Here is a 25,625-nt window from a genome sequence, read left to right on the forward strand (position 1 = left end):
CAGGATGATGGGGGTGGGAGTGAGCGAAAGGGGTGTTGGAAGCTGCCTCTTCTGTAGCAGAATGGACGTGGCCTTGATGAGCTTCGTGATCGAAAGTCGTGAAGGCATCGGAATGGGTGATTTCTGTGGAGTTAAGGACGAGATCAACATGAAATTTGGTGGCCCGCTGGCTATTGCGACGGACTGTTTCCGTCCACAGTTTGTATTCCTGGGCGATTCCCAACCGTCCTAGCTGGTCGATTAAATACTCTAGAGGAACACCTAAATCGATCAGGGCACCCAGGCACATATCTCCAGCAATTCCCGTTGGGCAGTCTAGATAGGCAATCTTAACCATTGATGTCGTCCTTCCCCATCACAGTGTTTCTCGTTCATCTTTCCATTCTTACCTCTAACCCCCTACCTCGTTTAATTCATGGTAACTGTTTATACTCTCCACCCAGACAATCCGCAAACTCGAACTGTGGTCTCCATTGTGGATGATTTGCAGCATGGAGCAGTCATGTTGTATCCAACCGATACGGTGTATGCGATCGGGTGTGATCTTAACTCCAAAAGTGCCATTCAACGGGTGCGGCAAATTAAACAACTCTCAAACGATAAGCCGCTAACCTTTCTGTGCCCTTCTCTGTCTAACATTGCACAATACGCGGTTGTCAGTGATGAAGCCTACCGTTTAATGCGACGGCTGATTCCAGGGCCTTACACCTTTTTGCTGCCTGCTACAAAATTAGTACCGAAACTGGTGATGAGTCCCAAACGACGCACAACGGGAATTCGGGTACCCGATCATCCCATCTGTCAGGCTCTGTTGAGTCGTTTGGATCATCCCATCATTTCCGCCTCAGCCCATGTGCTGGAGGAGGAAAATTCTCATAAGCCAGAAACTTTGTTTCCCTCCCGCTTTGAGTTGTTTGACAGTCTAGAGAAGCTGGTGGACGTGATTGTGGATGACGGGCGAGATCCGGGATATCAGGTTTCTACCATTCTAGATATGACCAGTGGGGAACCTATTGTAGTGCGCAAAGGTCTGGGATGGGAAGCCATAGAAACATGGGTGGCAGAAGTGACTTGAATTTCTCCAGACAATTTTTCCAAGTTATCCGGATAACAGCCCATCGCATAGTTAATGGTTAATAGGGTTCACTAGCCTGTAGCTGTCCACTTTAAGAAGTGCCACACTACACGGGAAGATGACCGTAGTTGCTTCATTTGCCTGTGTAGCTAGTGATGACAGTTGGCCAGCACCCGATTGGGCCAGTTAAGCGCATTACTGAATGTCGCTTCTCCTTCTGTCCTGACGCTCCCTGTATATGTGCACTACCGGGTTATGAATACTGAATCTCTTGTATCTTGTTCTGGAACGGTTTCTGGTCAGCCTGCTGGTAAGGGTAAGCGATCGCCCGCCGACACTTCTCAAAACAAGCGGTGGCTGCGTGTAGAGCCACGACCGCTGCTAGTGGCATTGCCCTCGTCCAGTCAGTTTCTAGATCAGAAAACACTTACCGAATTGCTGGCCCAGGAATTAAGAGCGGAAGTCAAAAATATTAACGACAACGCAGAAATTTTAGCCGCCCGGATCGCCGCAGAAGTAGAGCGAGTTTGTCAAAAAAGTGGCCGGATCCAGATTTCAGAAGATGCTCAATCCTGGCAAATTTCTCTGGCCAGACATCGCCTGCAAAAGTGTCTGACCTATTACCAGTTGGGTTCCCAGCGGGGTCGCGTAGAACTGCACAGTACCCTGGGATCGATCGTCTATCGCTATGTGGCCCCTGCCCGCCTGCAGTTGGGGTTTCAAGCCCGATATAACTTAATTGAAGATTTTCTCCAAGGGTTTTACACTGAGTCTCTCAAAGCATTTCGCCGGGAAAATGACCTGGCAGAGACGTATCAACCCCGCACTCGCTTAGAGTTGGCCGAGTATATGGCTTTTACTGAACAATATGCTAAGCGGCGGATTGGTTTACCGGGTGGTCAGAATCAGCAGTTAATTGTGCTGCGTGCTCAACGGTTTGGTCAGCGGCAACCGATCGAAGTGGCGGTGGACATTGAACAGGCTCTGGAGTCAGCTAAGGGAGAAGAAGCAGAAGCGCATAACCGGGAACCAATTGTGCAGCAACTGCGGGAACACATGGTTACGGACGCTGTCGATTCCTCAGAAAGTGTGCTGCGCGATCGAGTGATTTCTGAACTCATCCAATATCTCAAGTCAGAAGGGCAGAATGACTGCATTGACTATTTAGTACTCAAACTGAAAGACCACTCTGCACCTGAAATTGATGACATTTTGCAACTGACTCCGCGCAAACGGGACTATCTACAACAGCGCTTTAAGTATCATGTCGAGAAGTTCGCCCGTTCCCATAACTGGAAACTTGTTCACCAGTGGTTAGGAGCCGACCTGGATCAAAATTTGGGCCTGTCTACTCAGCAGTGGGAGGTGTTTCTGAGCCAACTGACTCCTGAACAGATCAACCTGCTGCACCTGAAGCAAGAACACCAGGATGACCAGCAAATTGGGGCAACTCTCAAGATCACTGCCAAACAAGTACAGAAGCGCTGGGGGAACCTGCTAGAACGAGCCAGAGAATTTCGGAATCAATGACGGTTTGTTGCAAACTATTTTTCAGGCTCTAGGATTGCGATCGCTACTGATGGCATTCCTGCAGCTTGAGGAATTTCACCATGCAACAGTGCGGGCCATCCGCGCTTTTGCATCACCTAAATTCGAGGCTTTTCAAAATTCCCCGCAGGTAATTTCAAACCTTGTATAAACCGCCCGCCATTCTGAATCGATCGACTACGCTAAGAAAGGCGGTCGATTAAGTTGAATGGATAGCATGACACTAGAGACGATTGAAATTGATGGTCGGACTTTTGTACGAGCCGACCAGTTGATGATTCCGGAATGGCCTTGTGTACTCAGTGAACGTCCTCAACCGACGCTCACGCTCAAAGATGATGACCTATTCTTGCTGACAGATACGCTGGGCAATATTGGCGGCTGCGTAGAAGCCGATCGCAGCGCTGGTATGGGACTGTTCTGCAAAGATTCTCGCTTTCTCAGTCGCCTGGAGTTGCAGATTGAGGGGCGATCGCCGATTCTGCTTAGCAGTACAGCCGATAAAGGATTTGCCATTTCAGTGCTGTGTACTAATCCTTACATTGGCGAAACCATTCAAGCCAAATCGATTGGTATTAAGCGCGAAATGGTTTTGAATGGCGGCCTATTTGAAGAAATTGAAATTGCCAACTACAGCACTACCCCTGCTAGTTTCGAAATCAGCCTCAGCTTCGATGCTGACTTTATTGACCTATTTGAAATTCGTGGCTTCAATCGAGAACGCCGGGGACAACTGCTGCGTGTTCTTCCTCCCCAACCACCTGACGACTTGCAGCTAGAAAATCCCACGATCGCAGATGAGCCTCAAGCAACGACTCAAGACTCTCAGTGCATTCCCTTCCACTCTCACTCACCCTTCCCCTCGTCCACTGCCTCCCCCTCTGAACTGATCCTCGCCTACCAGGGGCTAGATGGCTCCCTCATGGAGTCTCAAATTTCCTTTGTGAACCGTTGCCCCGATTACCTGAAAGGCAATACAGCGATCTGGCGGTTAGACCTGCAGTCCCACGAGAAGCAACTTCTCGGTTATCGGCTACAAATGCTGATTAATGGGCGATCGGCTTCTACCGTTAGCCCTCCCGTGACTCTAGGACAGGCCAAAGCCGCTGAAGTCATGGAAGAACAAAGCTGGCGGCAACAGGTGACGCAAATTCGCGCCGACAAAAATACCTTTAATCAAATTATTGAGCGGGCAGAGCAAGATATTTATCTCCTGCGGCAAACCTTTAGCCAGGGCAAAGCACTTTCTGCTGGAGTTCCCTGGTTTTCCACGCTGTTTGGTCGGGATTCTATCATTGCGGCTTCTCAAGTATTGATGCTGGATCCGCAAATTGCCCGTGAAACGCTGAAAATTCTGGCTTATTACCAGGGGCAAGAAGATGACGAGTGGCGAGATGAGCAACCGGGTAAAATCTTGCACGAAATTCGCTTTGGTGAGATGGCCCGCTGCCAGGAAATTCCCCATACACCCTACTATGGCACCGTGGATGCAACCCCGCTCTGGATCATGCTGTATACCGAGCATTTCGCCTGGACGGCTGACCAGGAAACCCTGGAGGCCCTGTGGCCCAATGCTCTGGCAGCGATGGACTGGATCGATCGCAGCATGAAGGAAACCGGTTACCTGAGCTACTTCCGTAAATCTCGGCGGGGGCTGGATAACCAGGGCTGGAAAGACTCTGGAGATTGCATTGTTAATCGTCGCGGGCAACTGGCTCAGGGGGCAATTTCCCTCTGTGAAGTGCAGGGTTATGTGTATGCGGCCAAGGTTCGGTTAGCCCAAATTGCCCGGATGAAGAAACGAATTGACCTGGCCGATCGCTGGGAAGAAGAAGCCCGCGACCTAAAATTCCGCTTCAACCGGGATTTTTGGATGGAAGACCAGGATTACTGTGCTCTGGCGCTGGATGGGGAAGGCAAACCCGTAGACAGCATCACCTCTAATCCAGGCCATTGTCTGAGCCTGGGAATTTTCACTCCGGAGAAAGCTTACAGTGTCGCTGAACGGTTGCGGGCACCCGATATGTTCAATGGTTGGGGAATTCGCACACTCAGCAGCCTATCTCCAGCCTATAACCCGATGGGCTATCATATCGGCTCCGTCTGGCCCCATGACAATGCTTTAACTGCCATGGGATTACGCTCTCTGGGGCTGATTGACCAGGCGCTGGAACTGGCTGAAGGAATTCTGGATATGACCAAGCGCCAGCCTTATCAACGTCCACCCGAACTCTTTTGCGGATTTGAGCGTACCGACGATAGTGATCCGGTGCAATATCCAGTCGCCTGCACCCCGCAAGCGTGGGCTACGGGCAGCATCTTCCAATTACTGCACATGATGGTCAACCTGGTACCTGATGCTCCCAGTAATACCCTGCGCATTATTGACCCAACATTGCCTGCCTCGATTTCCTCCCTTTCCCTGCATAATCTCCGGGTTGGCCCCACCCTGTTAGACCTGGAATTTGAGCGGGCCAACGGTGCAACAGCCTGCCGGGTTTCTAAAAAACGCGGCAATTTGCGGGTGATTATCGAGGCTTAAGAATAAAAAGCAGCCTCTGGGGTTAGCAGAACTTTGATACTCCCAAAGTAAACGTCGATTAATCGTTCAGTAGACGTTTCTGGGAGTATCATGCATTTGCATCCTCAATAGGCTTTCTGGAATAGCTCAGTCTAGTAGGGGAATTTAAGGTATTTCCCGGTCTATGTACCCGATTCAGAAAGTTCCTTAACAACCCATTTGGGATAGCGGTCTTGTTATTTTACTCTGCTGAATATTTTCAGTATGGCAGGAGTGCTCCCAAAAAAGACGCTGCTAATCGCCCATTCTCGGAGAATCCACCCATGGTGAAATCCAGTACTTTGAAATCAGGGACGGCTCTGCTAGTTGCCCTGACTCTTACAACAGGGACAGTTGCACCGTTTGTCATGGCTGCCCCAACCTCTGCCCAAACTGCTGCTCAAACTGCTTTCCCGGATGTATCGAGGGACTATTGGGCAGCCCCATTTATTTATGGATTAGCGGCACGTGGGATTGTGGTGGGATTTCCCGATGGCACCTTTCGTCCAGAGCAACCCGTCACCCGGGCTGAATTTGCGGCCATGATCAATCGGGCTTTCAATATGCCCAAAATTCGAGAGCCGATCGAATTTCGAGATGTACCGCCGAATTTCTGGAACCGGGGAGGAATTGAGCGAGCCTATACAATGGGCTTTATGTCCGGCTACCCCGGTGGCAACTTCCGACCCGAAGAAAACATTCCCCGTGCTCAAGTATTGGTATCTTTAGCCAGCGGCCTGCGATATCTCCCTACCACACCCATTGATACCACTCTATCCATCTTTGCGGATGCCAGTACCATCCCTCCCTATGCTCGTACTGCGATCGCTGCTGCCACAGAACGTCGGATGGTGGTCAATTATCCCGATATTCGCTACTTGAATCCTAACCAGACCGCCAGCCGTGCCGATGTTGCAGCGTTTGTATATCAGGCATTGGTCAGCACTGGACAACTGCCGCCCGTGCAATCCCCCTACATTGTGGGAGGCCCGGTGGGGATCAGAATTCCTGCCGGCACCGTCATTCCCATTCGATATCCAGGGGTAGATAGACTGTTGTTAGCGAAGAACGAGCCACCGATTCCGCTGACTATGAAGGTGGCTCAGAACGTGGTCACTTCCCAGGGGCAGGTATTGATTCCCGCTGGCAGTGATGTGGTCGGTCAACTGAGAACGACTCCCCAAGGGGTTCAATTTGTCGCGGGTGAACTGGTGTTACCCAATGGCAGACGGTATCGGATCGATGCTGCGTCTAACCTGATTACCACCACAGAACAGATCCGCAAAGGCGTTTCCAATGACAAGATCGTGGCTGGAACTCTAGTCGGTGCGGGTGCGGCACTAGGCATTGCAGCCGTCACGGGCGATCGCAAAATTGAGGGCTGGGAAGTCATTCCTGGAGCCGTGGTAGGCGCTGGGTTAAGCCTTTTGTTTGCCGATCGCATTGACCTCTTCACTGTCAATCCCAATGCAGACCTGAACCTGACATTGAACTCAGATTTAGTGATTCAGTAAGTGTTAGTAAAGGGGTAGAGGAGTAAAGGGGTAGAGGAGTAGAGGAGTAGCTAGAAGCTTCACTCCCTCACCCCTTCACCCCCTCACTTCTTGACTCCTCTCCCTCCAACGCCACAGGCAGCTTGACTACAAAGCTAGTTCCTGACCCCTGATCAGATGGGAGAACAGCACCGGGAAGGTTCAGGTACTCCGGTAACGCCGGACTGAAGACCTGAATAGTGCCATGCATTTGAGTCACTAGGGTTTGGGCGATCGCCAATCCCAGGCCACTACCGCCAATCTCCCCTTGAGCCTGAACACCCCGAAAATGACGTTCAAAAATATGGGGTAAATCCTGTTCTGGAATTCCTGGCCCGGTGTCGGTGACAGAGATAGTGAGCCAGGGTTGAGTCTCTGTTGCCTCCACCTGGACGAGAATCAACCCGTTTGCAGGAGTGTATTTGACGGCATTTTCCAACAGGTTGTTCAGCACTTCTCGTAATGCCTGGGAATTGGCCCACACAGGGGGAAGGTCGTCTGGTACAACAGAATGCAGAGTCAGCGATTTTTCCTGCGAGATCGTCTGGGTCGCCGACAGTAAGGGGTCTAAGATGTCCTCTACCAGGCACCGCTCCACAGGCAACCGCATTCCTGGTAGGAACCCGGTATTTTGTAAGGAGGTAGGAGGTGGAGCTTCCAGAGCCGCATTTCCCAGATCGGCAGGTTGCTCAGCAGATGAACTGGCTAGCGGTAGCAAGGAAGGCGAATAGCCTGCCTTCAAGACGAACTCTAACTGCTGAGAAAGCTCTCGTAATCGTTCGGTTTCCCGCGTCAGATTGATGGCAATGTCACGGTTGGGATTTCCCGGTTGCAGGCGTTTGAGGATCAATTTGCCAAAGGTTTGTAAAGCAGTCAAGGAGTTACGAAATTGATGCAGCAGGTTATCCATCAAATCATGCTGCTGCCGTTGCATCAGATGCTCTTGCCGATGTTCCTGGGCCAACCACTGGTAACGTTGATCCATCACACAGGCGATCGACAGGGTTTTGGCAATTTCTTCAATCTGCTCCTGTTCCCATTTCTGCCAGGCGCGATCGTCTCGTCGAGCCAGCAGCACCCCCATCATGATCTCTTCATGCACCAGGGGCAGGGCAATTTGCCGTTGTTCTACCAGAGTTGTTCCTGGCAATACCAGGTTTGGCAGGCCGATCTCTGGATGGCTCTGAGCGCTGGGTAACGACCTATTTCCGCCTGGCAACAGGGGCCTTGGAGTCAGGGTTGAAGGTTCCGGTGATGAAGCAAGGGGTTGGGCGTTGGCGGGTAACTGAGCGATCGTATCCTTGGGCAGTACCACTGGCGGCAGGGATAACCCTTGATAAGTATCTCTTCCCAATCCTCCCTCTGGATAGACAACCACGGGCACCAGGGAAGCTTGAGATCCCTCTACCAGTTCTTGTGTGAGGTAGACGACTGCGATCGACGCTCCCAGGGCTTGGGTGAGAATGCCAATTTGGGCGCGACAGAGGGCAACAAATTCAGAACTGGCGGGCATCAACATGCCATTAGCGATCGCGAAACTACCTTGAAATGAAATACCCCTCAGCTAGGGGTCACTAATCCTATTCTCCATTTTTAGATTTCTTTCTTTGTAGATCAGAAAAGTTATTTTTTAATTTGGAATAATTTAATCTTTGTATCAAAGGGTTAAGACAAATTGAAATTTTAGCTTCAAATCGATATACTTAGCGTCGTATTTTGTAACCATCACTACATTTGTCCATTTAGTAAGGGGGTAGCAGGATTGGCTAGGAGACGCAAGCGTAAAAGCCGTCGTCGGCAGGAGGGTCGTCGGATTCTGGAGAATGTACCTCAATTTAGTATTGAGTGTGGGGAAGACAAGCCTGTAACAGCAGCTCGGAAGTTCATTCATGCAGAAGGAATTGTTCCTCCAGCGCTATTACTGGTTAAGCGTAATGAGCATACCACGGATCGGTACTTCTGGGCAGAGAAAGGATTGTTCGGCGCTCAATATGTCGAAGAAAATCATTTTCTGTTCCCTAGTTTGAGGCCCTCAGAGGAAGAACCAGCCGAGAAGCAGTTTCACTTCGTTAGGTCTGCATCAGTCTGAATCGGTTTCATGATTTCAATGAATAAGCCTTGCTCAAAGGTTTTTCAACCTCTGGGTAGGGCTTATCCAATATTCATCAGTGCTACTTACGGGGCTTGTTTAAGGGGTAGCGCACGCTCTAGTTCAATTAACTCATCCCGATGCGCTGTGATCGTAATGAAGGATTGAAATGATGATTGGGGCCATTCATCATGGTCAGATTCAAGTCTTAGTAGAACTTGCTCAGGACGTTTCGCTCGCTGCCAGTAGAAAAGACCAGCAAGTGGGGAAATCAAAACCAGTGCATAAGGTGCGCCAGATAAATGAGGAAAGGCGATCGCCAGCACCAGAGCCAAACAAAGCAGCCCAATGGTAGCCAGTAGAGTTAAAAACACAGCCAGAAAAACGCTGGGTCGAACGATCCCCTCAAACACGAAGTGCTGAGGGACTGCTTCTGTGGTTTGCATCTGATAGGAGCGTTCTGCAAAGTACCGCTGTAATTGGGATATAAGAGACTCTTCTGACAAATCAGACCCGTATCGGATTGATTGAGTCCGATCTTTAACCGAAGCCTGGATAAAGAAGAATAGCCCCACACCCAGAAGCATCGTCAACAGAAACGTTGACGATAAAACAGGAATGTCCATGAACCGCAGAAACTAGACTGTACCACTATGGGCTAATCCCGGAGCTTTGGGAACCGTACGGTACTTTTTTACATAGTTCAGCCACAACTGTGCCAAATCTTGAGCACGCTGGGCTGCATCAGCCTGGATCTGGTACATCCGACGAGGCCGTCCCCGCCCTTCAACCTTCTTCCAGTAGCCTGTAATCATGTCCTCTTCCTCCAGGAATTTTAAGGCACTGTACAAAACCGTGTCCGAAAGTCGATAAGCCGGATATTCCGTTTCTAGCAGTTGAATCAATTCAGTTCCGTAGGAATCGCCACGAGTTAAAACCGCCAGAACATAGCAAACAGCTAGTTCCTTGTTCAGATAGAACGGTGGCGGAGCTTCGAAAAATTTGTAAATGTCGTCGAATTTCATCTTTCCCATCCAGCAACAATCATTCAATTAGCAATTGTGAGCTTGATGTGCTCACTTTTACAGGAATACCTTAACTTAACAAGGGATTCCAGACACTTGACTCAATCTAAAGCATAAATTTACCTGAGGAGGTAAATACAGATTTAGTGTAGATTGAGCCATGGCAAACCTGCGTCAGTCTGAGCTAAGACGAGGTAAACATTTTAGGGTTCCCGGAACCATGCAGATGGCAGATCAGCAGTAGTCAGATACCTCACGGTTAGAATAACCCCAGTCTCTTTCATTGTAGAGAACAAAATCTGTAACACTTACAAACATTGTGACAGTAAGATATTAATAATTAATAAGGCTTTGCCTACCAGAGTAAGTTTCCTAAAAGGTATGCGTCCAAAACATTTACAACTAGCTCTGGCAATCGAGAAACCCCTGAACTTTATAGTGATTTTGTACTCTTAATCTGTTGCCAGTTGCTTAATCTGTTGCTAGTTGGATGTATCTAAGCACTAAGCCAGCTAAATCAAGCCAGTACGCAGAGCTACTACAGCCGCTTGAACTCGGTCATCTACAGCTAATTTGTTCATGATCCCCCGGATGTGAGTCTTAATGGTATTGGGGCTGAGATAGAGAGCCGCCGCAATTTCTTGATTGCTGTAACCTTCTACGATTAGCTTCAATACATCTAACTCCCGCTGAGACAACTGCCCTACAGGTGCGCTCGATAGTGGAAGTTTGAGGTGGTTGATAACACGGCGGGCGATTTGGGGATCAAGATAGGTAGCTCCTTCTTGTGCAGCGGCGATCGCGGCCAGCAGGCGATTAACATTCGTCCCTTTGATACAATAAGCATCTGCACCACTCGACAGCGCGGCAATCACTTCCGTTTCCGTGGTATGAGAAGTGAGCATTACAATTCGCACATCAGGCAACACAGCTTTAATTTGTTGAGTCGCAGCAATGCCATCTTGGCGGGGTAGGCCAATGTCCATCACAATCACATCCGGTTGCAGTTGCTGAGCCATTTCTACAGCAGTATGGCCGTCTGCGGCCTGACCTACAATTTGAAAGTGTGCCTGATCCCCTAAGGTTTGTTCTAGCCCTAACTGCATCATGGGGTCATCTTCCACAATCAAAATTTTGACGAGTGGCAATTCGCCGGAAACAGATTGAGCAGAAGTGGAATTTGACATGAGCCACCATAGGAACATTTGACTCAGATCCTAATGCAAAGTGCTTTGACTTCAAACCCTACTAATCCTGGCTTGATCCACCAACAGAATGCTGCGATCCGTGCGAAACTAAAGCATGATTTCAGCCGCCTACTCTGACAACTTTGTAAGATGGAGCCAGGTGACTGTTAAGCCAGGTTCTGACCAGATATGATACGTAATCTGATCGCCCGTGACGATGCCCCACCCAATATTCAGCAAATTGCCAAATCCTTTCGCCTCACAGGCTGGATTAGCTTCTGGACGCAGCTTGTTTTAACCGTGGTGTCTGGTATTACTTTGATCTTTGCGGTTGCTGCAGGCCGGACTCCCACGGGAGTGAGTACAAATCCAGGAACAGGGGTGGGCGGTTTGCTGACAATCGTTGGAATTGGCATCCTGGTGTTCAATATGTACTGGGCCTTGACCCGCTATGTGGTTGTGGGTCGTCGGTTAGCTGGCAGTAAATCCGATCGCCCCAAGAAATCAGAAACAATTCAATCAATTCGGTTGGGGTTAATGGTCAGTCTGGTGGGGATGCTACTGGCCATTTTGGGAGCCGAGACGATCGTTGGGTTATTGGTCGGTAAGGCACTCAGTCAGGGCATTGGTGGGTTTGTCAATACGGATCCCTCCCGATTTATTCAACCCGCTGATACATTTGTGGTGCAGGCCAGTATTAATGTGATCCTAGCTCAGTTTGCCGGAATTGTTAGCGCCCTCTGGTTGCTCAACCGGATCAGTCGGTAAAAAGTTGTTTCCAGTACAATTTTCTCTTTTTCGCGCTCCTTTCCAATTCACCATGAAGCGTTTATTGAAGCTGTCACTCTAATTGGTGAACGACTGATCGCCTCCTCGCCCTAATCATTTAGTAACATTTCGCCATGATAGGTTGCAGGATCACCTAACCGGATCTAACATCAATATCCATTGATCATGACAACTTAGCATGGCGGGTTCATCAATCGCTAAGGATGAAGCGTTTGGCATCGTCCCAATTTTGAACCAGAACGGCAGTTATCAGTTTCTGCTGATTCAGCATCATGCCGGACATTGGGGCTTTCCTAAAGGCCATGCTGACCCAGGAGAATCGGCTGTACAGGCGGCCTGCCGGGAATTTGTCGAAGAAACTGGAATCACTGACTACACACTGATTGACGGAATTACCCTCTCCGAACAGTACAGCTTCACCCGGAATCACCAAAAGTTTGAAAAAACCGTGCTGTACTATCCAGCCTTTGTACAGTCAGAAGCAGTAACCTGCCAGCCCGAAGAAATTCGCAACTTTACCTGGCTCCCCTATGAACAGGCTCTACAGCGCCTCACTTTCGAAGGTGCCCAACGGGTTCTAACGGAAGTGCATCAATATCTATCGCATTAATATTACAATCCGTAATAGTTTCGTAACCAAGGGAATTTGCACTATGCCTTTATCCGTCGGTGATACCGCCCCCAACTTCACTGTCAAAGATACGAACGGCAACACCGTTACCCTATCTGACTACGCAGGTAAACCCGTCGTTCTCTATTTCTACCCCAAAGATGATACCCCCGGTTGCACCAAAGAAGCCTGCAGCTTCCGTGACAACTACCAGCAATACCTTAGTAAAGGGATTACCGTATTTGGGGTGAGCATGGATGATGAAGCCTCTCACCAGGCATTCACCAACAAATTCAACCTACCCTTTCCACTGCTGGCCGATACCGATGGAACGATTACCAGAGCCTATGATGTACTGGGCGATTACAATGGCACTCCCTACGCTCAACGGGTAACCTACGTGATCGGAGCCGACGGCAAAATCAGCCAGGTTTATACCGCAATTAATACCGAAACCCACGCAGCGGATATCCTGGCTGGAATTGGCTCCTGAGGAGTTAAGAGTTAAGAGTTGAAAGTTAAGAATTAAGATAGTTTGTGTTCATCTACTACATTTTAGTTGGGAGAGGCTTCACTTCTAACTCTTTACTCTGAACTTTTCTCGACTCTTCACTCTTAACTTTTAACTCTTAACTACAGAGGTTCCTATGCCCCGTTTCAATCCTTACACCCTGCAGATGCAAATTACTCGTATGTTCGAGCAAGGTCAGTCCTTGTTTGCCGTGATGAAGGTACAGGATTGGTTGAAGGAGCGGAATGAGGATCCGAATGCTTACACGATTCAATTTCACCAAAAACCTGCTCCCCCTGGTTTAGGAGAGGTGATGGTCGTGGAGATTGAACTGCAGCGTAAGGATGGTCAACCTGTGGATTCTTGGCTTCAGCAGGAAGTGAATCGGCATTCTTAGCTCGATGGTGCGCTAATGGAGCATTACTTGTAGAAGCAGGGATGGAACGAATCGAGGTTTTTCACCCTAGATTTTTTGGTTTTTCTACGACTTGAGGGTCAAAAACTTCTCCATGGCAGCGACCATTTTGGGAGGCCAACGGCGGACGTTTTTGATCCAATTCAAATCCTTGTAACGAGAATCTAGTTCAACTGCAGAGACCCATTGACTTTCAGCTTCGCCCTGCTTGCCGTCTACCCATAAAGTGGCTGTCAGGGCAGCTCTCATATCCGCAAACTTAGGGTACTTGCGAACCAGGCTGTACATGGTGCGAAGTGCATCATCGGATTGGCCGGTCTGGTAAAGTGCTAAAGCATAGTTAGCACGGGCGAAGGCGTAATCAGGAGCGAGAGCGATCGCTTGCTTAAAGTCTGCGATCGCTGCTTCCCATTGGCCCAAGCCAGCTTTTGCATTCCCTCGATTGTTGTAGGCCACCGGATCTTGCGGATCGAGTTCTAAAACGTGGTTATAGTCTGCGATCGCCTCATCCCATTTGCCTAATCCTTCCAGCGCCGAGCCCCGATTCAGGTAAGGATCGGGAGCTTCCGGTAACAGTTCGATCGCTTTGTTGTAGTCTGCGATCGCCGATTCCAGTTTGTGCTGACTAACCCTGGAATTTCCCCGGTTACTCCAGACCGCGGGATTTTTGGGGAACCGCTCCAGCATTTGCGTCCAGTACTGTTCTGCTGTGGCAAAGTCGCCCTGATTAGTAGCCTCCAAAGCCTTTTGATAGAGCACATCCAGATCTTTAAACAAATCGGCCAGTGCGGGTTGCTCGATCTCTGATGGCTGAGGAGCAACAGAAGACGTTAAGGTTTCAGCCGCGATCGCCACCGTTGACCAGCCTGTAAAACTGACAATCACAGCACTCAGAAAAGCAATCAGGATACGAATCATTTTCATTATCTCAACAATGCGGATGAAAGGACTTGAACCTTCACACCTTACGGTACTAGAACCTAAATCTAGCGCGTCTACCAATTCCGCCACATCCGCAAAAACCTAGTTTAATTATCATAGCAAGGTCACGAGCGAATAGCATTAAAAAGGCGGTTCAAAAATCAATCAAAACCAAGTACAGATAGAGATTTGATAAACATCAGGAGCAATCTCATTATTGCCCTGGGATCGCTTCGGGGTAGAGTCAGAAACGGATTTTCTCAACTCCGGTACCAGCGAGTTTCGCCGCCAGCTTGATCAACGAGTGTGACGCCGTGGGCCTGGAGTTCGTTACGGATGCGATCGGCCTCGACAAAATTCTTGGCTTTGCGGGCTTCCTGGCGTTGTTGAATCAGGGCTTCGATTTGGGAGACTCGCAGGTCGCTGGCAGGTTCGGGTTCAGCGGTAGGTTGGGCTTCCAGACCGAGAACCTGAGCCAAGTCTACCAGTTCGTGCCAGAGGCTTTCCAGTTGGTTGGCATCGGTTTCGGTCTTGCCTTCGTGAGTGAGTAGATTGCGTTCTCGCTGCAGGATCTTGGCGATCGCAAACAGCACCGCCAGGGCTTCCGAGGTGTTGAAGTCATCATCCATTGCGGTTTGAAAATCTTCTGCCCAGGGGGATGCCGTAGATTTCGCACCCGTGGGGTCGGGAATCCAGGCCAGTTGCACGCCGAAGTCATGACCAAATAGGAGAGCTTCTTTTAGAGTTCTCCAGCCATTTTCGGCAGCCGAGATCGCCTCATCGGTAAAGTCGATCGGACTGCGGTAGTGGGCTTGCAGCACAAACAAGCGCACCACCATTGGATCGGTGGTTTCCAGGAGCGATCGAATGGTGGTGAAGTTTTTCAGGGATTTGGACATCTTATCGCCCCGGATCTTCACAAAGCCGTTGTGCATCCAGTAATTCGCGAGAGGTTTGGAGAGGGCGGCTTCCGATTGGGCAATTTCGTTTTCATGGTGAGGAAAGATCAGATCTTCTCCCCCCGCATGGAGATCGATGCGATCGCCCAGCAAGTCCTTCACCATTGCCGAGCATTCAATGTGCCAACCCGGACGACCTTTACCCCAGGGAGAATCCCATTCTGGTTCCCCCGGTTTAGCGGCTTTCCAGAGGGCAAAATCTAAGGGATGACGTTTTTTGGCTTCCGCTTCGTCTTCTACCCGACCGCTGGCTCCCGCTTCCATTTGCTCCAGTTTGCGGCCTGAGAGTTTGCCGTACTGAGGAAAGCGCTCCACGGCGTAATACACATCTCCCCCAGCGGCGTAGGCATAGCCCTGATCAATCAGGATTTGAATCAGGTCAATGATCTGAGGGATAACTTCCGTAGCTTTGGGATAGGCATCGGCAGGCAGGATATTCAGCCGTCCCATGTCTTCCAGGTAGGCATCCATATATTTACGGGTGATTTCCTGCCAGGGCAGTCCTGATTCCTGCGATCTCCGGATGATTTTGTCATCAATGTCGGTAAAGTTCTGCACATAGTGCACCTGATAGCCGCGCCAGGTGAGGTAACGGCGTACCGTATCCCAGACGATGTAAGAGCGTGCATGTCCCAAATGGCAGTAGTCATACACCGTCACGCCGCAGACATACATCCGTACCTTCCCCGGTTCCAGGGTTTCAAAAGGTTCTTTGCGGCGGGTCAGGGTGTTGTAAATCATCAAGGACATAGGGCAAGTTCATCCAATCATAGATCGGCAATAATGGGAGGAAGTAGAGGCTGACTTGATCAGGTTCAGTCTTACACTACCCATCCCCTCCTGATATTTTCTGACGTTATCGCATAACTACGCCATGCAATCAGCAGCGACTACTGAATCGACGATGGATGCGCCCAAGGTTGGTCTTCCCGTTACCATCATCACGGGCTTTTTGGGCAGCGGCAAAACGACTCTACTGAACCACATTCTCGCCAATCAGCAGGGACTGAAGACGGCTGTGTTGGTGAATGAGTTTGGCGAAATCGGGATTGATAATGAACTGATCATCTCGACCGACGATGACATGGTGGAGTTGAGCAATGGCTGTATCTGCTGCACCATCAACAACGATATGGTGGAAGCCGTTTACAAAATTCTGGAGCGGCAGGAGGCGATCGACTATCTGGTCGTAGAAACCACAGGATTGGCGGATCCCCTGCCCGTCGCCCTCACCTTCCTGGGTACGGAACTGCGGGATATGACACGCCTCGATTCGATCGTCACTGTCGTCGATGCCGAAAATTTCAGCCTGGATTTGTTCAACAGCCAGGCCGCCTACAGTCAGATTACCTACGGAGACATCATCCTGCTGAACAAAGCGGATCTGGTGGATGAGGCTAAGTTAACCAATCTGGAAGACCGGATTCGGGAGATGAAAGAAGGAGCCCGAATTCTACGAACAGTGCGGGGAGAGGTGCCGCTGGGAGTGCTGCTCAGCGTGGGATTGTTTGAGTCGGATAAATATTTTGATGAAGAGGAGGCATCAGGGCACGGGCATGATCATGACCATCATCATCATGACCATGATCATGATGATCACTCGGCTTGCGACCATGATCATGGCAAGTGTGTACATAACCATGACCACGACCACCATCATCATCGCCACTCTAATCACTTAGAAGAAGATGGCTTTACCTCGGTATCGTTCCAGAGCGATCGCCCCTTCGACATCAAAAAATTTCAATACTTCCTGGATCATCAACTGCCAGAGAAGGTTTTCCGCGCCAAAGGGATCCTCTGGTTTGACGAAAGTCCCAAACGCCATATCTTCCACTTGAGCGGCAAACGTTTCTCCCTGGATGATGATGAGTGGAAAGGCACCCCCAAAAATCAGTTGGTGCTGATCGGTCAGGATCTCGACCATGAGCAGCTGCGATCGCAGATCGAACACTGCCTGGGCGCTTCTACTGAGAACCGGGGTAAAGGATTTGGCAAATGAAAAGTTGAGAGTGAAGAGTTGAGAGTGAAGAATTAGAGGCCGTTTAAAAAGCCCCAATCTATACCATGAACCTTTAGGGGAGCGGCATTCGGCCAATGCTCCCTCAAAAACGCCGGAGAATTACTACCCGAATGCCCAGCCCTTACGCAAAGTGATTGCTCATGAAACAGGTGCTTGTTTGTCAGTACATTAGTTGTTCCGCCAATGGATCCAGAAAAGTTCTGGAGAGCTTTCAGGCAAATCAAACACCAGACTTTGAAGTTATCCCCAGCGAGTGCCAGGGGCAATGCAACATGGGGCCAACGGTGCGGGTGCTGCCGGATGAGACCTGGTATAGCCGGGTGAAGCCAGAGGATGTGCCGGAAATTATGCAACAGCACTTAAAGGATGGAGAACCTGTGGAACGGTTACTCCATCCTCGTTTTCATCCCCGCTGGTAAGTTTTACCGAAAGGGGGTGGTTTGGTGCGATTGACAAATATCATCCAGCATTGATCGTGCAGCGGCAGAATTGGCTGGAATATAGCGGCCACTCACAATCCAGCCATGATCCAGACAATTTGTCCGCCCTCGCACGGGGGCACCGTCAAGCAGGCAGATAACTCCACGCGATTCGGAGTGATATGCAAGGAACAGGCATCTAACCGCAAACAACTTCCTTGAGTCGTCCGCCCAAAACGGGGAAAACAGTCTCTAGCATCTGCCTGATCTGGCAAAGCCGGAGGACGGCAGGTCAAAACCTGGGCGATCGCACTCGGTTGCGCAATCAAGGACACTAAAGCCATACTAAGGAACAGAGGCATGGGGGGCTGCATACAAGTTCTCCAACAAATAAAAAAAGCTCAAAGCTACTCCCTGAGACCCTACAACCCTTCAGGACAAGGCAGGAAACGGGTATCAATAGTTTGCATCCGACAACGGTGACGCATCAATTTGTGGCTGAAACCGCCTATGAAGCCATCAGTGCTTCCGCCATTCCTGAACCTCCCGCAACTGCAGGTCTAGTCCTGTTTGGAGCCTTTTTAGCTGGATTGACAGCCCTTAAACGGAAACGGAAACTGGAGATCGCGATCGATCCCCTAGAAGCAAAACCCTTGCTCAACCTGAATAGTAAAGAATAACTGTAGGGGCAAAGCATTCGGCCAGTGAATCTAATTTCATGACTGAGATTTATGCCCGCATGCTGTGCCCTCACCGAATCTCAAAGCCGTTCTAGTCGTCTTCGCTTCTGACCTTCGCCACGATCGTCCGATGGCGGGGACTGTTACAGATGATCGCAGGCCGCTCAAAGCCAGCGTCGTAAATTGCCTGTTCCATATCCAGCGCAAAGTATTGATCCAGATAGGGTTCTGTACTTTTTAAAAGCGTCAGGATATGAGGCGGCATCCTGGCAAATACCTCTGACCGGGGATTCATATCCATAATCGCCAGATGCCCATTCGGACGCAGCAACCGCTGAGCCTCCTGGAGAATGGCGAGCGCGGCTGACTGCGGCAACTCATGAAACACCAAACAGGCCGACACAAGATCATAGGAGGCCGCAGGCAGGCCAGTCGATTCAGCCGCGGCGTGAACCCAGGTTAGGGAGGAAGGCTTTTGGCTTTTGGCTTTTGGCTTTTGGATTGACTCTGAGAAATTTTGAATTTTGAATTTTGAATTTTGAATTTCTCCTGTCTCTTCCCTACCTTCCCCAATCCCTAATCCCCAATCTCTAATCCCCGATCCCTGATCCCTGATTCCTGATCTCCCCTGCCTCTCGTCCGATCGATACTTCGCCACGGCCAGAAAATAGGGAGACAGATCTACTCCCGTTAAATTCGCTTCCGGGAAAGTAGCTTGCAGGGCAAAGGTACTCATCCCCACACTGCAGCCCAGATCCACAATCTCCTTAGGTGCTTCAGGAAGTTGAGCTTTGAGTACATCGTGATAACTCTGGCGAAGTTGGCTATCTCCGGCGGCTCCAGCTTCCGGCCAGATGCGGGCATGAACGGCATAAGCGGCGACTTCCACTTCTAAGGCAGGTTCCCAGCCCAGATTACCTTCTTCATAGGCGTGGAAGGAGGTGACGTAATAATCGGGATACTGCTCTCGATGTTGCAGATTGGGATTTTGGACAGCGGCCAGATCGGCACTCCAATCCCGGGCTTTCAGGGCTGCGACTTCCTGCCGCCAATTCACACCAATCGATTCGGCCCGCTTGATCATCATGTTACGAGCGCGATTTTTGGCAAGCTTGGCCAGGGGTTTAATCGACAGAACCCCATTAACAAGGCGAGAAGCCAGGGTGGGAGCAGCAGTCGCAGTCATGATCAATACCAGTAGCAGCAACTATGAGGGGTCAGGCTTCATTATCTCAGGTGTGGGCACGATCGCAAGAGGCTGAAATTCCTGTCAGAATAGAAGGCACCCTCTTAAGGAAGACCCTGGAAATCCGTTGTTTATAGCTATTACTGAAGTTCAGGATGTCTGAAACGTACTTGAGACTGCTCATCACTGCTCCTCACGCTGTATTCTGATGAAACTCTCCTTGCACTGTCCGGCCTGCGATTGCCCAATTTCACCTGCCAATCGCTCTTTCCAGACAGAAATTGATTGCCCATCCTGTGGTCGTCACTATGGGGTGTTGTACGGCAAGCTATCTAGATTGACTTCTATTCAAGAAGCAATGCTCTACCTGAACGCGAAGCTACCTAGCTTTTACAAACGCCATTACACTTTTCAAATCATTACCCCCGATCGCACCCTCACCAACCTGCAGTTTTCCATTCCTGGCAAAGCCAATGTGATTCCTGTGCGTCAGGGCGATGTGGTCTCGGTGCTGTATACCATGCAGGGCTATGTGATGAGCAAACTGGTGGCGATCGCAAACCATACGACGGGGAAACGTTATGTGTTGTCCACTCCCATTCCCAGCGTCGACCGCAAAATGACCACTTTGGTGATCCTGCTGGTTGGCTTTATCACCTTTTCTGTGTTTGCGGGGCTGGATCTGTTTCTGGTTGCTATTACAGGAACTGCAGGCGTTCTATCTTATCTGAAACTGATTTCTGCAGTGCAACTGACCCAGCCTTCCCTGGAGACAGAACGACATATCGGCAGGCGGTTGCTGGCTGACCAACAATTAATCGCCCAGCAACGCCGGATTGAACACCGGATTACCGAATTGCAACACGAGGATAAGGCCAGCCAACTGTTGATTGAGCAGCTTGAAGCCCTGAAGCAAAAAATGGCGAATCTAGATCCAGGGTTGTACGCCACCCGCATTTATCGCTCCACCACAGCGATCACTATCTTGAAGCAACAAATCGCCAACATTCACCGTTTGGTTCGGGAATATAAGCGTACCCAGAAAATGATCGAAATTGAAATTGACACTTCCTGGGTTGCCGATCAACTGCCGGAAGCGGAAAACTTTACTCGCACGATCGTAGAACGGCTGGCAGAACTGAAAGCGATCGAAGACCAGAACCAGTCCCTGAAACTGCAACTTGCGGCCTATAAAGAGATGATGGGGGGAAGAGAGAGCAGTGAGTGAGGGGTTACACCTACTCACTTACCCACCCACTCTCCTTCCCTTCTACTCCTCCACCCCTCCACCCTTTCCCTCCCTCATCCTGACTCCTCTCGTTGCGGCAGGGTCACTGTCACCGTTGTGCCCTGATTTAATTCACTCTCAACCTGAATCTGTCCCTGGTGATTCTGGACGATCGCCTGAGCAATTGCCAAGCCCAGCCCCGACCCAGTGTTAGAGGTTTGGCTACGAGCAGGATCGACGCGGTAGAAACGGTCAAATAAGTGAGGAATAGCTTCGGGAGGAATGCCCACTCCGGTATCTTTCACCTTCACCTGTAAGGCATAGCTTCCCACGCGGCCAACCCGTTGCAGTTCCAGGTTGACCCGTCCCTGAGCGGGTGTATATTGCACGGCATTGTCAACCAAATTGGTGAAGAGGCGGACTAATTGATCCCGGTCTGCCGTTAGTGTCCACGGATCGGAGGGAGGCTGAGATGGCACAAGCGCGATCGCGCCCCCGCGATCGGGTTCGGTGTCCAGGAACGCAGAAAGGCTGGCAGTAGGGATGGAGTTGGGAGATAATAAGGTCAGCGTGATCCAGATTCCCTTCTCAGCAGAGAGAGTTTGCTGCTCTTCTATCACTTCCTGAAGCAACTTATCCAGTGCGATCGCTTGCCAACGAGATTGCACAATGCCGCTGTCCTGACGGGCCAGAAACAACAAGTCATCTACCAACCGTCCCAATCGCCGTGTCAACCGTTCCACCACCCGTAAATGCTGCAGCAACGATTGAGGATCGGGGTTAGGATCTGCCAGCGCTACCTGGACATTGGTTTGAATGACCGCGATCGGGCTACGTAATTCATGGGACGCATCCGCCGTAAATTGTTTCAATCGCTGATAGGACTCTCTCACCGGTTCCATTGCCAGACCAGAGAGAAACCAGCCGATCGCCCCCACAGCTACCACCATGGCCCCAATGCCCAGCGCCAGATCTACAAAAAACTCTCGACTGGGCTTCGTCACCTCAAACCAGGGATGGCTAACCCTCAGGTATCCCAGCACAGAACGACCGACTTCAATACGCTGGGTAATTTGCCGGAGTACTAAAGGAGATGAAGAAACTCTCGCCGTCTCCCCATTCGAATTGGGATGCAGAGGAACGTCCAGAGGTTGCCCAAGTGTTGACCAGATCAATTCCCCGCTGGGACTGAACCATTCAATATCAATGCGATCGTCCTCCGTAGTGGCCTGATTACCGCGAAAACTGGCTTCAATGTTGACGCGCAGTAGCCCCCCTTCAGAGTGCGGATCAACGGGTTCGATCACGAGCGATCGGCGCACTACCTCCACCACATGGTTGAGGGTGTCGTCCACCCGTTCAATTAACGTACTGCGAACATATAGATAAACACCACTGGCAAAGAACAACAGCAGTATGGCCGTGATTGTGGTATACCAGAGTGCTAAACGACGCCGAGTAGCCTGAAACATAGCTCCGTTTCAAAAATAGCAACCAGAACAGCGGACAGCAGCAAGTATGCGACCCTACAAAATGGCAACGGGGGGAAGCCTGCTGGAAAACGTCGATAAAAAATTTGTGCTCATTTTTCTAAATTGTGTGTACTATCGCTGTAAAGAACCTCGATAAAAGCAGTGTGAGAGGAGTTTCAGCTAACTTCTTCCTGTCAAGGACATTTTTGTTGAAGATGGAAATGCCAAAGCAAAGTTTTATTTCAGGGTAATCCCTGACTAAAAAGTTTTGGTATGCCATAGCAGTTTCTCGGTGTATTTTTTCAGTACGAGATCAAAGATTGGAGTTTTTTCTGAAAGCGATTTAATTTCAGCGATCGCATCTATAATTGATTTTTTTGATTATTAGAATTCCCCTATAAATTAGTTTTCCCTGAAACTAGTTTTCCCGGAAACCAGCTTCCTAAAGGATTACATCTTTTTTCAAACGTTATCATTCTTCCTAAAATTGAGTACCATACATTAGCGTTCAAATGGTTTCAGCAGGGTTAAGTTGACTGGTTTTGCCCGTTTTGTATTCCTAAACCTTTAGTTGAGTCAGCAACATTGTGGTTAAAGCTCTAAGTGGTCTACTGTCTGGTAAATCAAAAGGTATCGGTGTTGAGCTTGCTCCAGACCGAATCAACGTAGCACAGCTACGGAAGCAGAAGCAGGCACTAAAGCTGGTCACTCTAGCCTCTACTCCCGTGCCGGAGGGAATGTTTCAAGAGGGGCAGATTCTGGATCCTCCAGGAATGGCTGAGCTGCTGCAGGAGGTTTTGACAGAGCAAAAAATCAAAACCAGGAAAGTTGCCTCAGCCGTTTTAGGTGGGCGAGATACCGTCACTCGAATTATTCCAGTTCCCGCAGAATTAGATGATATTGAACTGCGGGAAATGGTGTTAAACCAGGAAGCTGGCCTTTATCTTCCTTTTCCTCGTGAGGAAGCTGATGTTGACTATCAGAAATTGGGCCTATTTGTAGATGATGATGGCATTGAAAAGTTTCGGGTATTACTAGTAGCAACTCGTAAGGAAATAACTGATGCCTACATCCGCACCTTTGAAGCGGCTGGTCTCAAGTTAGATGTGCTAGAGATTGCCAGTTTTTCCTTGATTCGCACCATTCGTGATCAATTGCGTCAGTTCTCTGCTCAAGAAGCTGTCGCGATCGTGGATATTGAATTTGAAAGCACCGAAATTTCGATCGCAGTAGACGGCGTACCAGAGTTTTCACGAGCGGTTCCCATTGGCACCTACCAGATTCAAAGTGCCCTATCACGGGCGATGAACCTGCCGCCCTCTCGGAGTACTGATTTGTTGCAGGGAATGACTATTCCGATCATTCCTTCTGATACGATCGGCAGTACTAGTAAGATAGGTGGCACCAATCCGGGGTCAGCGGCGATGCTCCGGATTATTGGTGAGTTGGCAGATGAGTTACGGCGTTCTATCGATTTCTACCTGAATCAGGGAGACAACCTGGAAGTCGCACAGTTGTTGCTGGCAGGGCCAGGGGCCGCGATCGGTCAATTAGATGAATTTTTTACCCAGCGACTAAGCCTGCCTTGCAGTCAGGTGGATCCAGTTACTGCATTAGGGTTGGAAGTTGAACAGGAAATTCCGCCATCTCAACGGCCTGGATTAAGTGTGGTATTAGGTCTAGGGTTGCGGGAGGCACTTTGATTATGTATGGCTTAGATATCAATTTTCTAAAGGAACGCCCGGAGTATCGATCGCAAACGGTTGATCGCCGGAGACCCAGAGGCGGAGCCGCCCCTGAGAGTCGGCAACCCCTGATTTTGGGTTTGCTGACGGCATTAGTGCTAGTCGGTTTATCAGCAGGAGCATGGCTCTTCTTACAGAGCCAGAATGCAGCTTTAAGAGAGCGACAGGCCCAGTTAGACACTCGACTGGGTACTTTGAAAGCGGAACAAGCCAAACTCACCCAGATTACCAACCAAACCAAGCAGATTAAGGAGGAAACAGCCGCTCTGGCAGGAGTATTTAATACGATCAAGCCCTGGTCTGCCACGTTTAATGACATCAGTAGCCGCACACCACCAAAGGTACGGATTATGCAAATTCGTGAGCTGCCGCCTAATGAGATTCCGATCGATAAATCCTCTCCCAATCCCAGTCCATCTCCTGGTGCAGCTGCAGCCCCAGCTCCACCCCCTTCAGGGGTGATCCAAATTTCTGGAACAGCCACCAGTTTTAATGATGTGAATGACTTTTTGCTGGTACTGCAAGAATCCAAGTTTTTGAAACCAGAGAAGACACGGATTGTGAAGGCAGAGTTGGGTCAACCTCGATCGCCCCAACCCATTCAAGTGGGAGGCGGTGCCCCAGCGGCCGGAGACAAGATCAAGTTGCCTGCTGAAGTTGAGTTCACGATTCAAACCGTACTCAATGATGTACCTGCCTCTGAATTGCTCCAGGAACTGGAGAGCAACAAGGCAACGGGGCTGGTGACGCGGATTGAAGCATTACAACAGAAGGGGGTCGTCAAGCCATGACCATTAGTGGAGATTTTATTCCAGATCAAACCTTTGAGGCTGCACCAGATTACCCGGTAGTGTTTGGTGTGCGGTTGACTCCCAGGGTCAGTGGGATTTTGTTAGCCCTTGTAGGACTCTTGGGAGCAGGAGCCTTGCTGTACTACCTGGCTTTACCAGAATGGGAGCAATACCAGGAACTGAAAGCCAAGGTAGATGAAACCGAAGCAGATATTCAGCAGCAAGAGGCGATCGTCCGGCAGATTGATACGGCGAAGCGAGACCTGGAAACAGCCAAGCAACAGCAACAGGATGTACTGACCCTGTTTGCCAACGAGTCGGCTTTGGACACCTTGCTGTTGGATTTGAATCGCCAAATCGATGCTCGGAATGCAGACTTAGCCAGACGTAAAGAGCAGCGGTTAGCTCAATGCCCTCCAGAGGTAAAACGGAATGTTCGTGAATTTGAGGACAAGTATGGGGATCTAGCCACCAAGGCAGAACTCAGGAGGTTTGAGCCGAACAAGGATGCCTCTGGGATTATCAAGGATAGTTCCTATGGCCTGCAGGTCAACAACAAATTGAAGCGGCAGGCGGTTTCGGTTGAGTTGGTTGGTAATTTTGACCAAACTGCCGCCATTCTTCAAAGTATTGAACGTTTGCAGCCCTTATTAGTCATTCGTCAACTGACATCGAGCCTGGATGATAAGTCAAAAAATGTAACGTTCTTTCCGGGATCAGGCAATTTTGTGCGGTTATCGGCTTGCCAGCCTGAACCCAAAATTACGACTAAATTTCAGTTGGAGGCTCTCTTGCCATTGCCCCCTGAGGAAGCAGCACAGGCGGCTCCGCCTCCTCAGGCAAATCAACCGCAGAAATAA

26 protein-coding genes and 1 tRNA gene are annotated in these 25,625 nt (G+C 49.9%); 16 read left to right on the forward strand and 11 right to left on the reverse strand.

Annotation, left to right across the window (positions count from 1 at the left end):
• Positions 1-337 (reverse strand): nickel insertion protein (gene larC, locus ACUVQO_RS01080; protein WP_445924047.1); only part of this gene is annotated, 337 nt, incomplete at its 3' end.
• Between the two features lie 78 nt (positions 338-415).
• Between larC and ACUVQO_RS01085 the strand changes: the two genes are divergently transcribed.
• From ACUVQO_RS01085 to ACUVQO_RS01100, 4 genes are all read left to right on the forward strand, one after another.
• Positions 416-1,075, forward strand: a complete 660-nt coding sequence (locus ACUVQO_RS01085) for an L-threonylcarbamoyladenylate synthase (protein ID WP_445924048.1) — start codon at positions 416-418, stop codon at positions 1,073-1,075.
• Positions 1,076-1,237: 162 nt separating this feature from the next.
• Positions 1,238-2,605, forward strand: coding sequence for a HetZ-related protein (locus ACUVQO_RS01090; protein ID WP_445924049.1), 1,368 nt, complete (start codon positions 1,238-1,240; stop codon positions 2,603-2,605).
• A gap of 235 nt (positions 2,606-2,840) precedes the next feature.
• A complete protein-coding gene (locus tag ACUVQO_RS01095; RefSeq protein WP_445924127.1) occupies positions 2,841-5,165 on the forward strand; it encodes an amylo-alpha-1,6-glucosidase in 2,325 nt (774 codons plus the stop codon).
• A gap of 302 nt (positions 5,166-5,467) precedes the next feature.
• Positions 5,468-6,697: an S-layer homology domain-containing protein gene (locus ACUVQO_RS01100; protein ID WP_445924050.1), complete on the forward strand. Its 1,230-nt coding sequence runs from the start codon at positions 5,468-5,470 to the stop codon at positions 6,695-6,697.
• 67 nt (positions 6,698-6,764) lie between these two features.
• On the opposite strand, the gene ACUVQO_RS01105 is transcribed toward ACUVQO_RS01100, so the two are convergent.
• Positions 6,765-8,234, reverse strand: coding sequence for a sensor histidine kinase (locus tag ACUVQO_RS01105; RefSeq protein ID WP_445924051.1), 1,470 nt, complete (start codon positions 8,232-8,234; stop codon positions 6,765-6,767).
• A gap of 243 nt (positions 8,235-8,477) precedes the next feature.
• Between ACUVQO_RS01105 and ACUVQO_RS01110 the strand changes: the two genes are divergently transcribed.
• The gene (locus tag ACUVQO_RS01110; RefSeq protein ID WP_445924052.1) at positions 8,478-8,804 is read left to right on the forward strand and encodes a DUF3155 domain-containing protein; all 327 of its coding nucleotides are present in this window, start codon (positions 8,478-8,480) and stop codon (positions 8,802-8,804) included.
• A gap of 86 nt (positions 8,805-8,890) precedes the next feature.
• Here ACUVQO_RS01110 and ACUVQO_RS01115 read toward each other — a convergent pair whose 3' ends face one another.
• The 3 genes from ACUVQO_RS01115 to ACUVQO_RS01125 form a co-directional block, all read right to left on the reverse strand.
• Positions 8,891-9,430 (reverse strand): cofactor assembly of complex C subunit B, encoded by a 540-nt coding sequence (locus ACUVQO_RS01115; RefSeq protein WP_445924053.1) that lies wholly within the window; start codon positions 9,428-9,430, stop codon positions 8,891-8,893.
• Positions 9,431-9,442: 12 nt separating this feature from the next.
• Positions 9,443-9,829, reverse strand: a complete 387-nt coding sequence (locus ACUVQO_RS01120; RefSeq protein WP_445924054.1) for a PadR family transcriptional regulator — start codon at positions 9,827-9,829, stop codon at positions 9,443-9,445.
• Between the two features lie 512 nt (positions 9,830-10,341).
• On the reverse strand, positions 10,342-11,016 hold the full coding sequence (locus ACUVQO_RS01125; RefSeq protein WP_445924055.1) for a response regulator transcription factor: 675 nt from the start codon (positions 11,014-11,016) through the stop codon (positions 10,342-10,344).
• 189 nt (positions 11,017-11,205) lie between these two features.
• Here ACUVQO_RS01125 and ACUVQO_RS01130 point away from each other — a divergent pair, with 189 nt between their 5' ends.
• From ACUVQO_RS01130 to ACUVQO_RS01145, 4 genes are all read left to right on the forward strand, one after another.
• Positions 11,206-11,784, forward strand: a complete 579-nt coding sequence (locus ACUVQO_RS01130; protein WP_445924056.1) for a DUF3611 family protein — start codon at positions 11,206-11,208, stop codon at positions 11,782-11,784.
• 199 nt (positions 11,785-11,983) lie between these two features.
• Positions 11,984-12,415 carry a bis(5'-nucleosyl)-tetraphosphatase gene (locus tag ACUVQO_RS01135; protein ID WP_445924057.1) on the forward strand — a complete coding sequence of 144 codons (432 nt, stop codon included), beginning with the start codon at positions 11,984-11,986 and terminating at the stop codon, positions 12,413-12,415.
• A 43-nt stretch (positions 12,416-12,458) separates the two neighbouring features.
• The gene (locus ACUVQO_RS01140) at positions 12,459-12,908 is read left to right on the forward strand and encodes a peroxiredoxin (protein ID WP_445924058.1); all 450 of its coding nucleotides are present in this window, start codon (positions 12,459-12,461) and stop codon (positions 12,906-12,908) included.
• A gap of 154 nt (positions 12,909-13,062) precedes the next feature.
• Positions 13,063-13,323, forward strand: coding sequence for a hypothetical protein (locus ACUVQO_RS01145; RefSeq protein ID WP_445924059.1), 261 nt, complete (start codon positions 13,063-13,065; stop codon positions 13,321-13,323).
• 84 nt (positions 13,324-13,407) lie between these two features.
• On the opposite strand, the gene ACUVQO_RS01150 is transcribed toward ACUVQO_RS01145, so the two are convergent.
• The 3 genes from ACUVQO_RS01150 to cysS all read right to left on the reverse strand — a co-directional run bounded on the left by ACUVQO_RS01150 (position 13,408) and on the right by cysS (position 15,971).
• Positions 13,408-14,265: a tetratricopeptide repeat protein gene (locus ACUVQO_RS01150; protein WP_445924060.1), complete on the reverse strand. Its 858-nt coding sequence runs from the start codon at positions 14,263-14,265 to the stop codon at positions 13,408-13,410.
• Positions 14,266-14,276: 11 nt separating this feature from the next.
• Positions 14,277-14,358 (reverse strand) — tRNA-Leu (locus tag ACUVQO_RS01155).
• A gap of 164 nt (positions 14,359-14,522) precedes the next feature.
• On the reverse strand, positions 14,523-15,971 hold the full coding sequence (gene cysS / locus ACUVQO_RS01160) for a cysteine--tRNA ligase (RefSeq protein WP_445924061.1): 1,449 nt from the start codon (positions 15,969-15,971) through the stop codon (positions 14,523-14,525).
• A gap of 124 nt (positions 15,972-16,095) precedes the next feature.
• On the opposite strand from cysS, the gene ACUVQO_RS01165 reads away from it, so the two are divergent.
• Both ACUVQO_RS01165 and ACUVQO_RS01170 read left to right on the forward strand, forming a co-directional pair.
• A complete protein-coding gene (locus ACUVQO_RS01165; RefSeq protein ID WP_445924062.1) occupies positions 16,096-17,223 on the forward strand; it encodes a CobW family GTP-binding protein in 1,128 nt (375 codons plus the stop codon).
• A gap of 161 nt (positions 17,224-17,384) precedes the next feature.
• Positions 17,385-17,663 carry a (2Fe-2S) ferredoxin domain-containing protein gene (locus ACUVQO_RS01170; RefSeq protein ID WP_445924063.1) on the forward strand — a complete coding sequence of 93 codons (279 nt, stop codon included), beginning with the start codon at positions 17,385-17,387 and terminating at the stop codon, positions 17,661-17,663.
• Between the two features lie 92 nt (positions 17,664-17,755).
• Here ACUVQO_RS01170 and ACUVQO_RS01175 read toward each other — a convergent pair whose 3' ends face one another.
• Positions 17,756-18,025, reverse strand: coding sequence for a hypothetical protein (locus ACUVQO_RS01175; RefSeq protein WP_445924064.1), 270 nt, complete (start codon positions 18,023-18,025; stop codon positions 17,756-17,758).
• A 102-nt stretch (positions 18,026-18,127) separates the two neighbouring features.
• On the opposite strand from ACUVQO_RS01175, the gene ACUVQO_RS01180 reads away from it, so the two are divergent.
• Positions 18,128-18,343: a PEP-CTERM sorting domain-containing protein gene (locus ACUVQO_RS01180; protein WP_445924065.1), complete on the forward strand. Its 216-nt coding sequence runs from the start codon at positions 18,128-18,130 to the stop codon at positions 18,341-18,343.
• A gap of 91 nt (positions 18,344-18,434) precedes the next feature.
• On the opposite strand, the gene ACUVQO_RS01185 is transcribed toward ACUVQO_RS01180, so the two are convergent.
• A complete protein-coding gene (locus ACUVQO_RS01185) occupies positions 18,435-19,529 on the reverse strand; it encodes a class I SAM-dependent methyltransferase (protein WP_445924066.1) in 1,095 nt (364 codons plus the stop codon).
• 208 nt (positions 19,530-19,737) lie between these two features.
• On the opposite strand from ACUVQO_RS01185, the gene ACUVQO_RS01190 reads away from it, so the two are divergent.
• Positions 19,738-20,757 carry a hypothetical protein gene (locus ACUVQO_RS01190; RefSeq protein WP_445924067.1) on the forward strand — a complete coding sequence of 340 codons (1,020 nt, stop codon included), beginning with the start codon at positions 19,738-19,740 and terminating at the stop codon, positions 20,755-20,757.
• A 74-nt stretch (positions 20,758-20,831) separates the two neighbouring features.
• Here the strand turns inward: ACUVQO_RS01190 and ACUVQO_RS01195 are convergent, their stop codons facing one another.
• Positions 20,832-22,229: a sensor histidine kinase gene (locus ACUVQO_RS01195; RefSeq protein ID WP_445924068.1), complete on the reverse strand. Its 1,398-nt coding sequence runs from the start codon at positions 22,227-22,229 to the stop codon at positions 20,832-20,834.
• A 587-nt stretch (positions 22,230-22,816) separates the two neighbouring features.
• Between ACUVQO_RS01195 and pilM the strand changes: the two genes are divergently transcribed.
• From pilM to ACUVQO_RS01210, 3 genes are read left to right on the forward strand one after another with little or no spacing between them, the layout of a single operon-like run.
• A complete protein-coding gene (pilM, locus tag ACUVQO_RS01200; RefSeq protein WP_445924069.1) occupies positions 22,817-23,932 on the forward strand; it encodes a type IV pilus assembly protein PilM in 1,116 nt (371 codons plus the stop codon).
• 2 nt (positions 23,933-23,934) lie between these two features.
• Positions 23,935-24,765 carry a PilN domain-containing protein gene (locus tag ACUVQO_RS01205; RefSeq protein ID WP_445924070.1) on the forward strand — a complete coding sequence of 277 codons (831 nt, stop codon included), beginning with the start codon at positions 23,935-23,937 and terminating at the stop codon, positions 24,763-24,765.
• On the forward strand, positions 24,762-25,625 hold the full coding sequence (locus ACUVQO_RS01210; protein WP_445924071.1) for a hypothetical protein: 864 nt from the start codon (positions 24,762-24,764) through the stop codon (positions 25,623-25,625). The genes ACUVQO_RS01205 and ACUVQO_RS01210 overlap by 4 nt, the downstream gene beginning before the upstream one ends.

Source organism: Leptodesmis sp., from assembly GCF_052746595.1.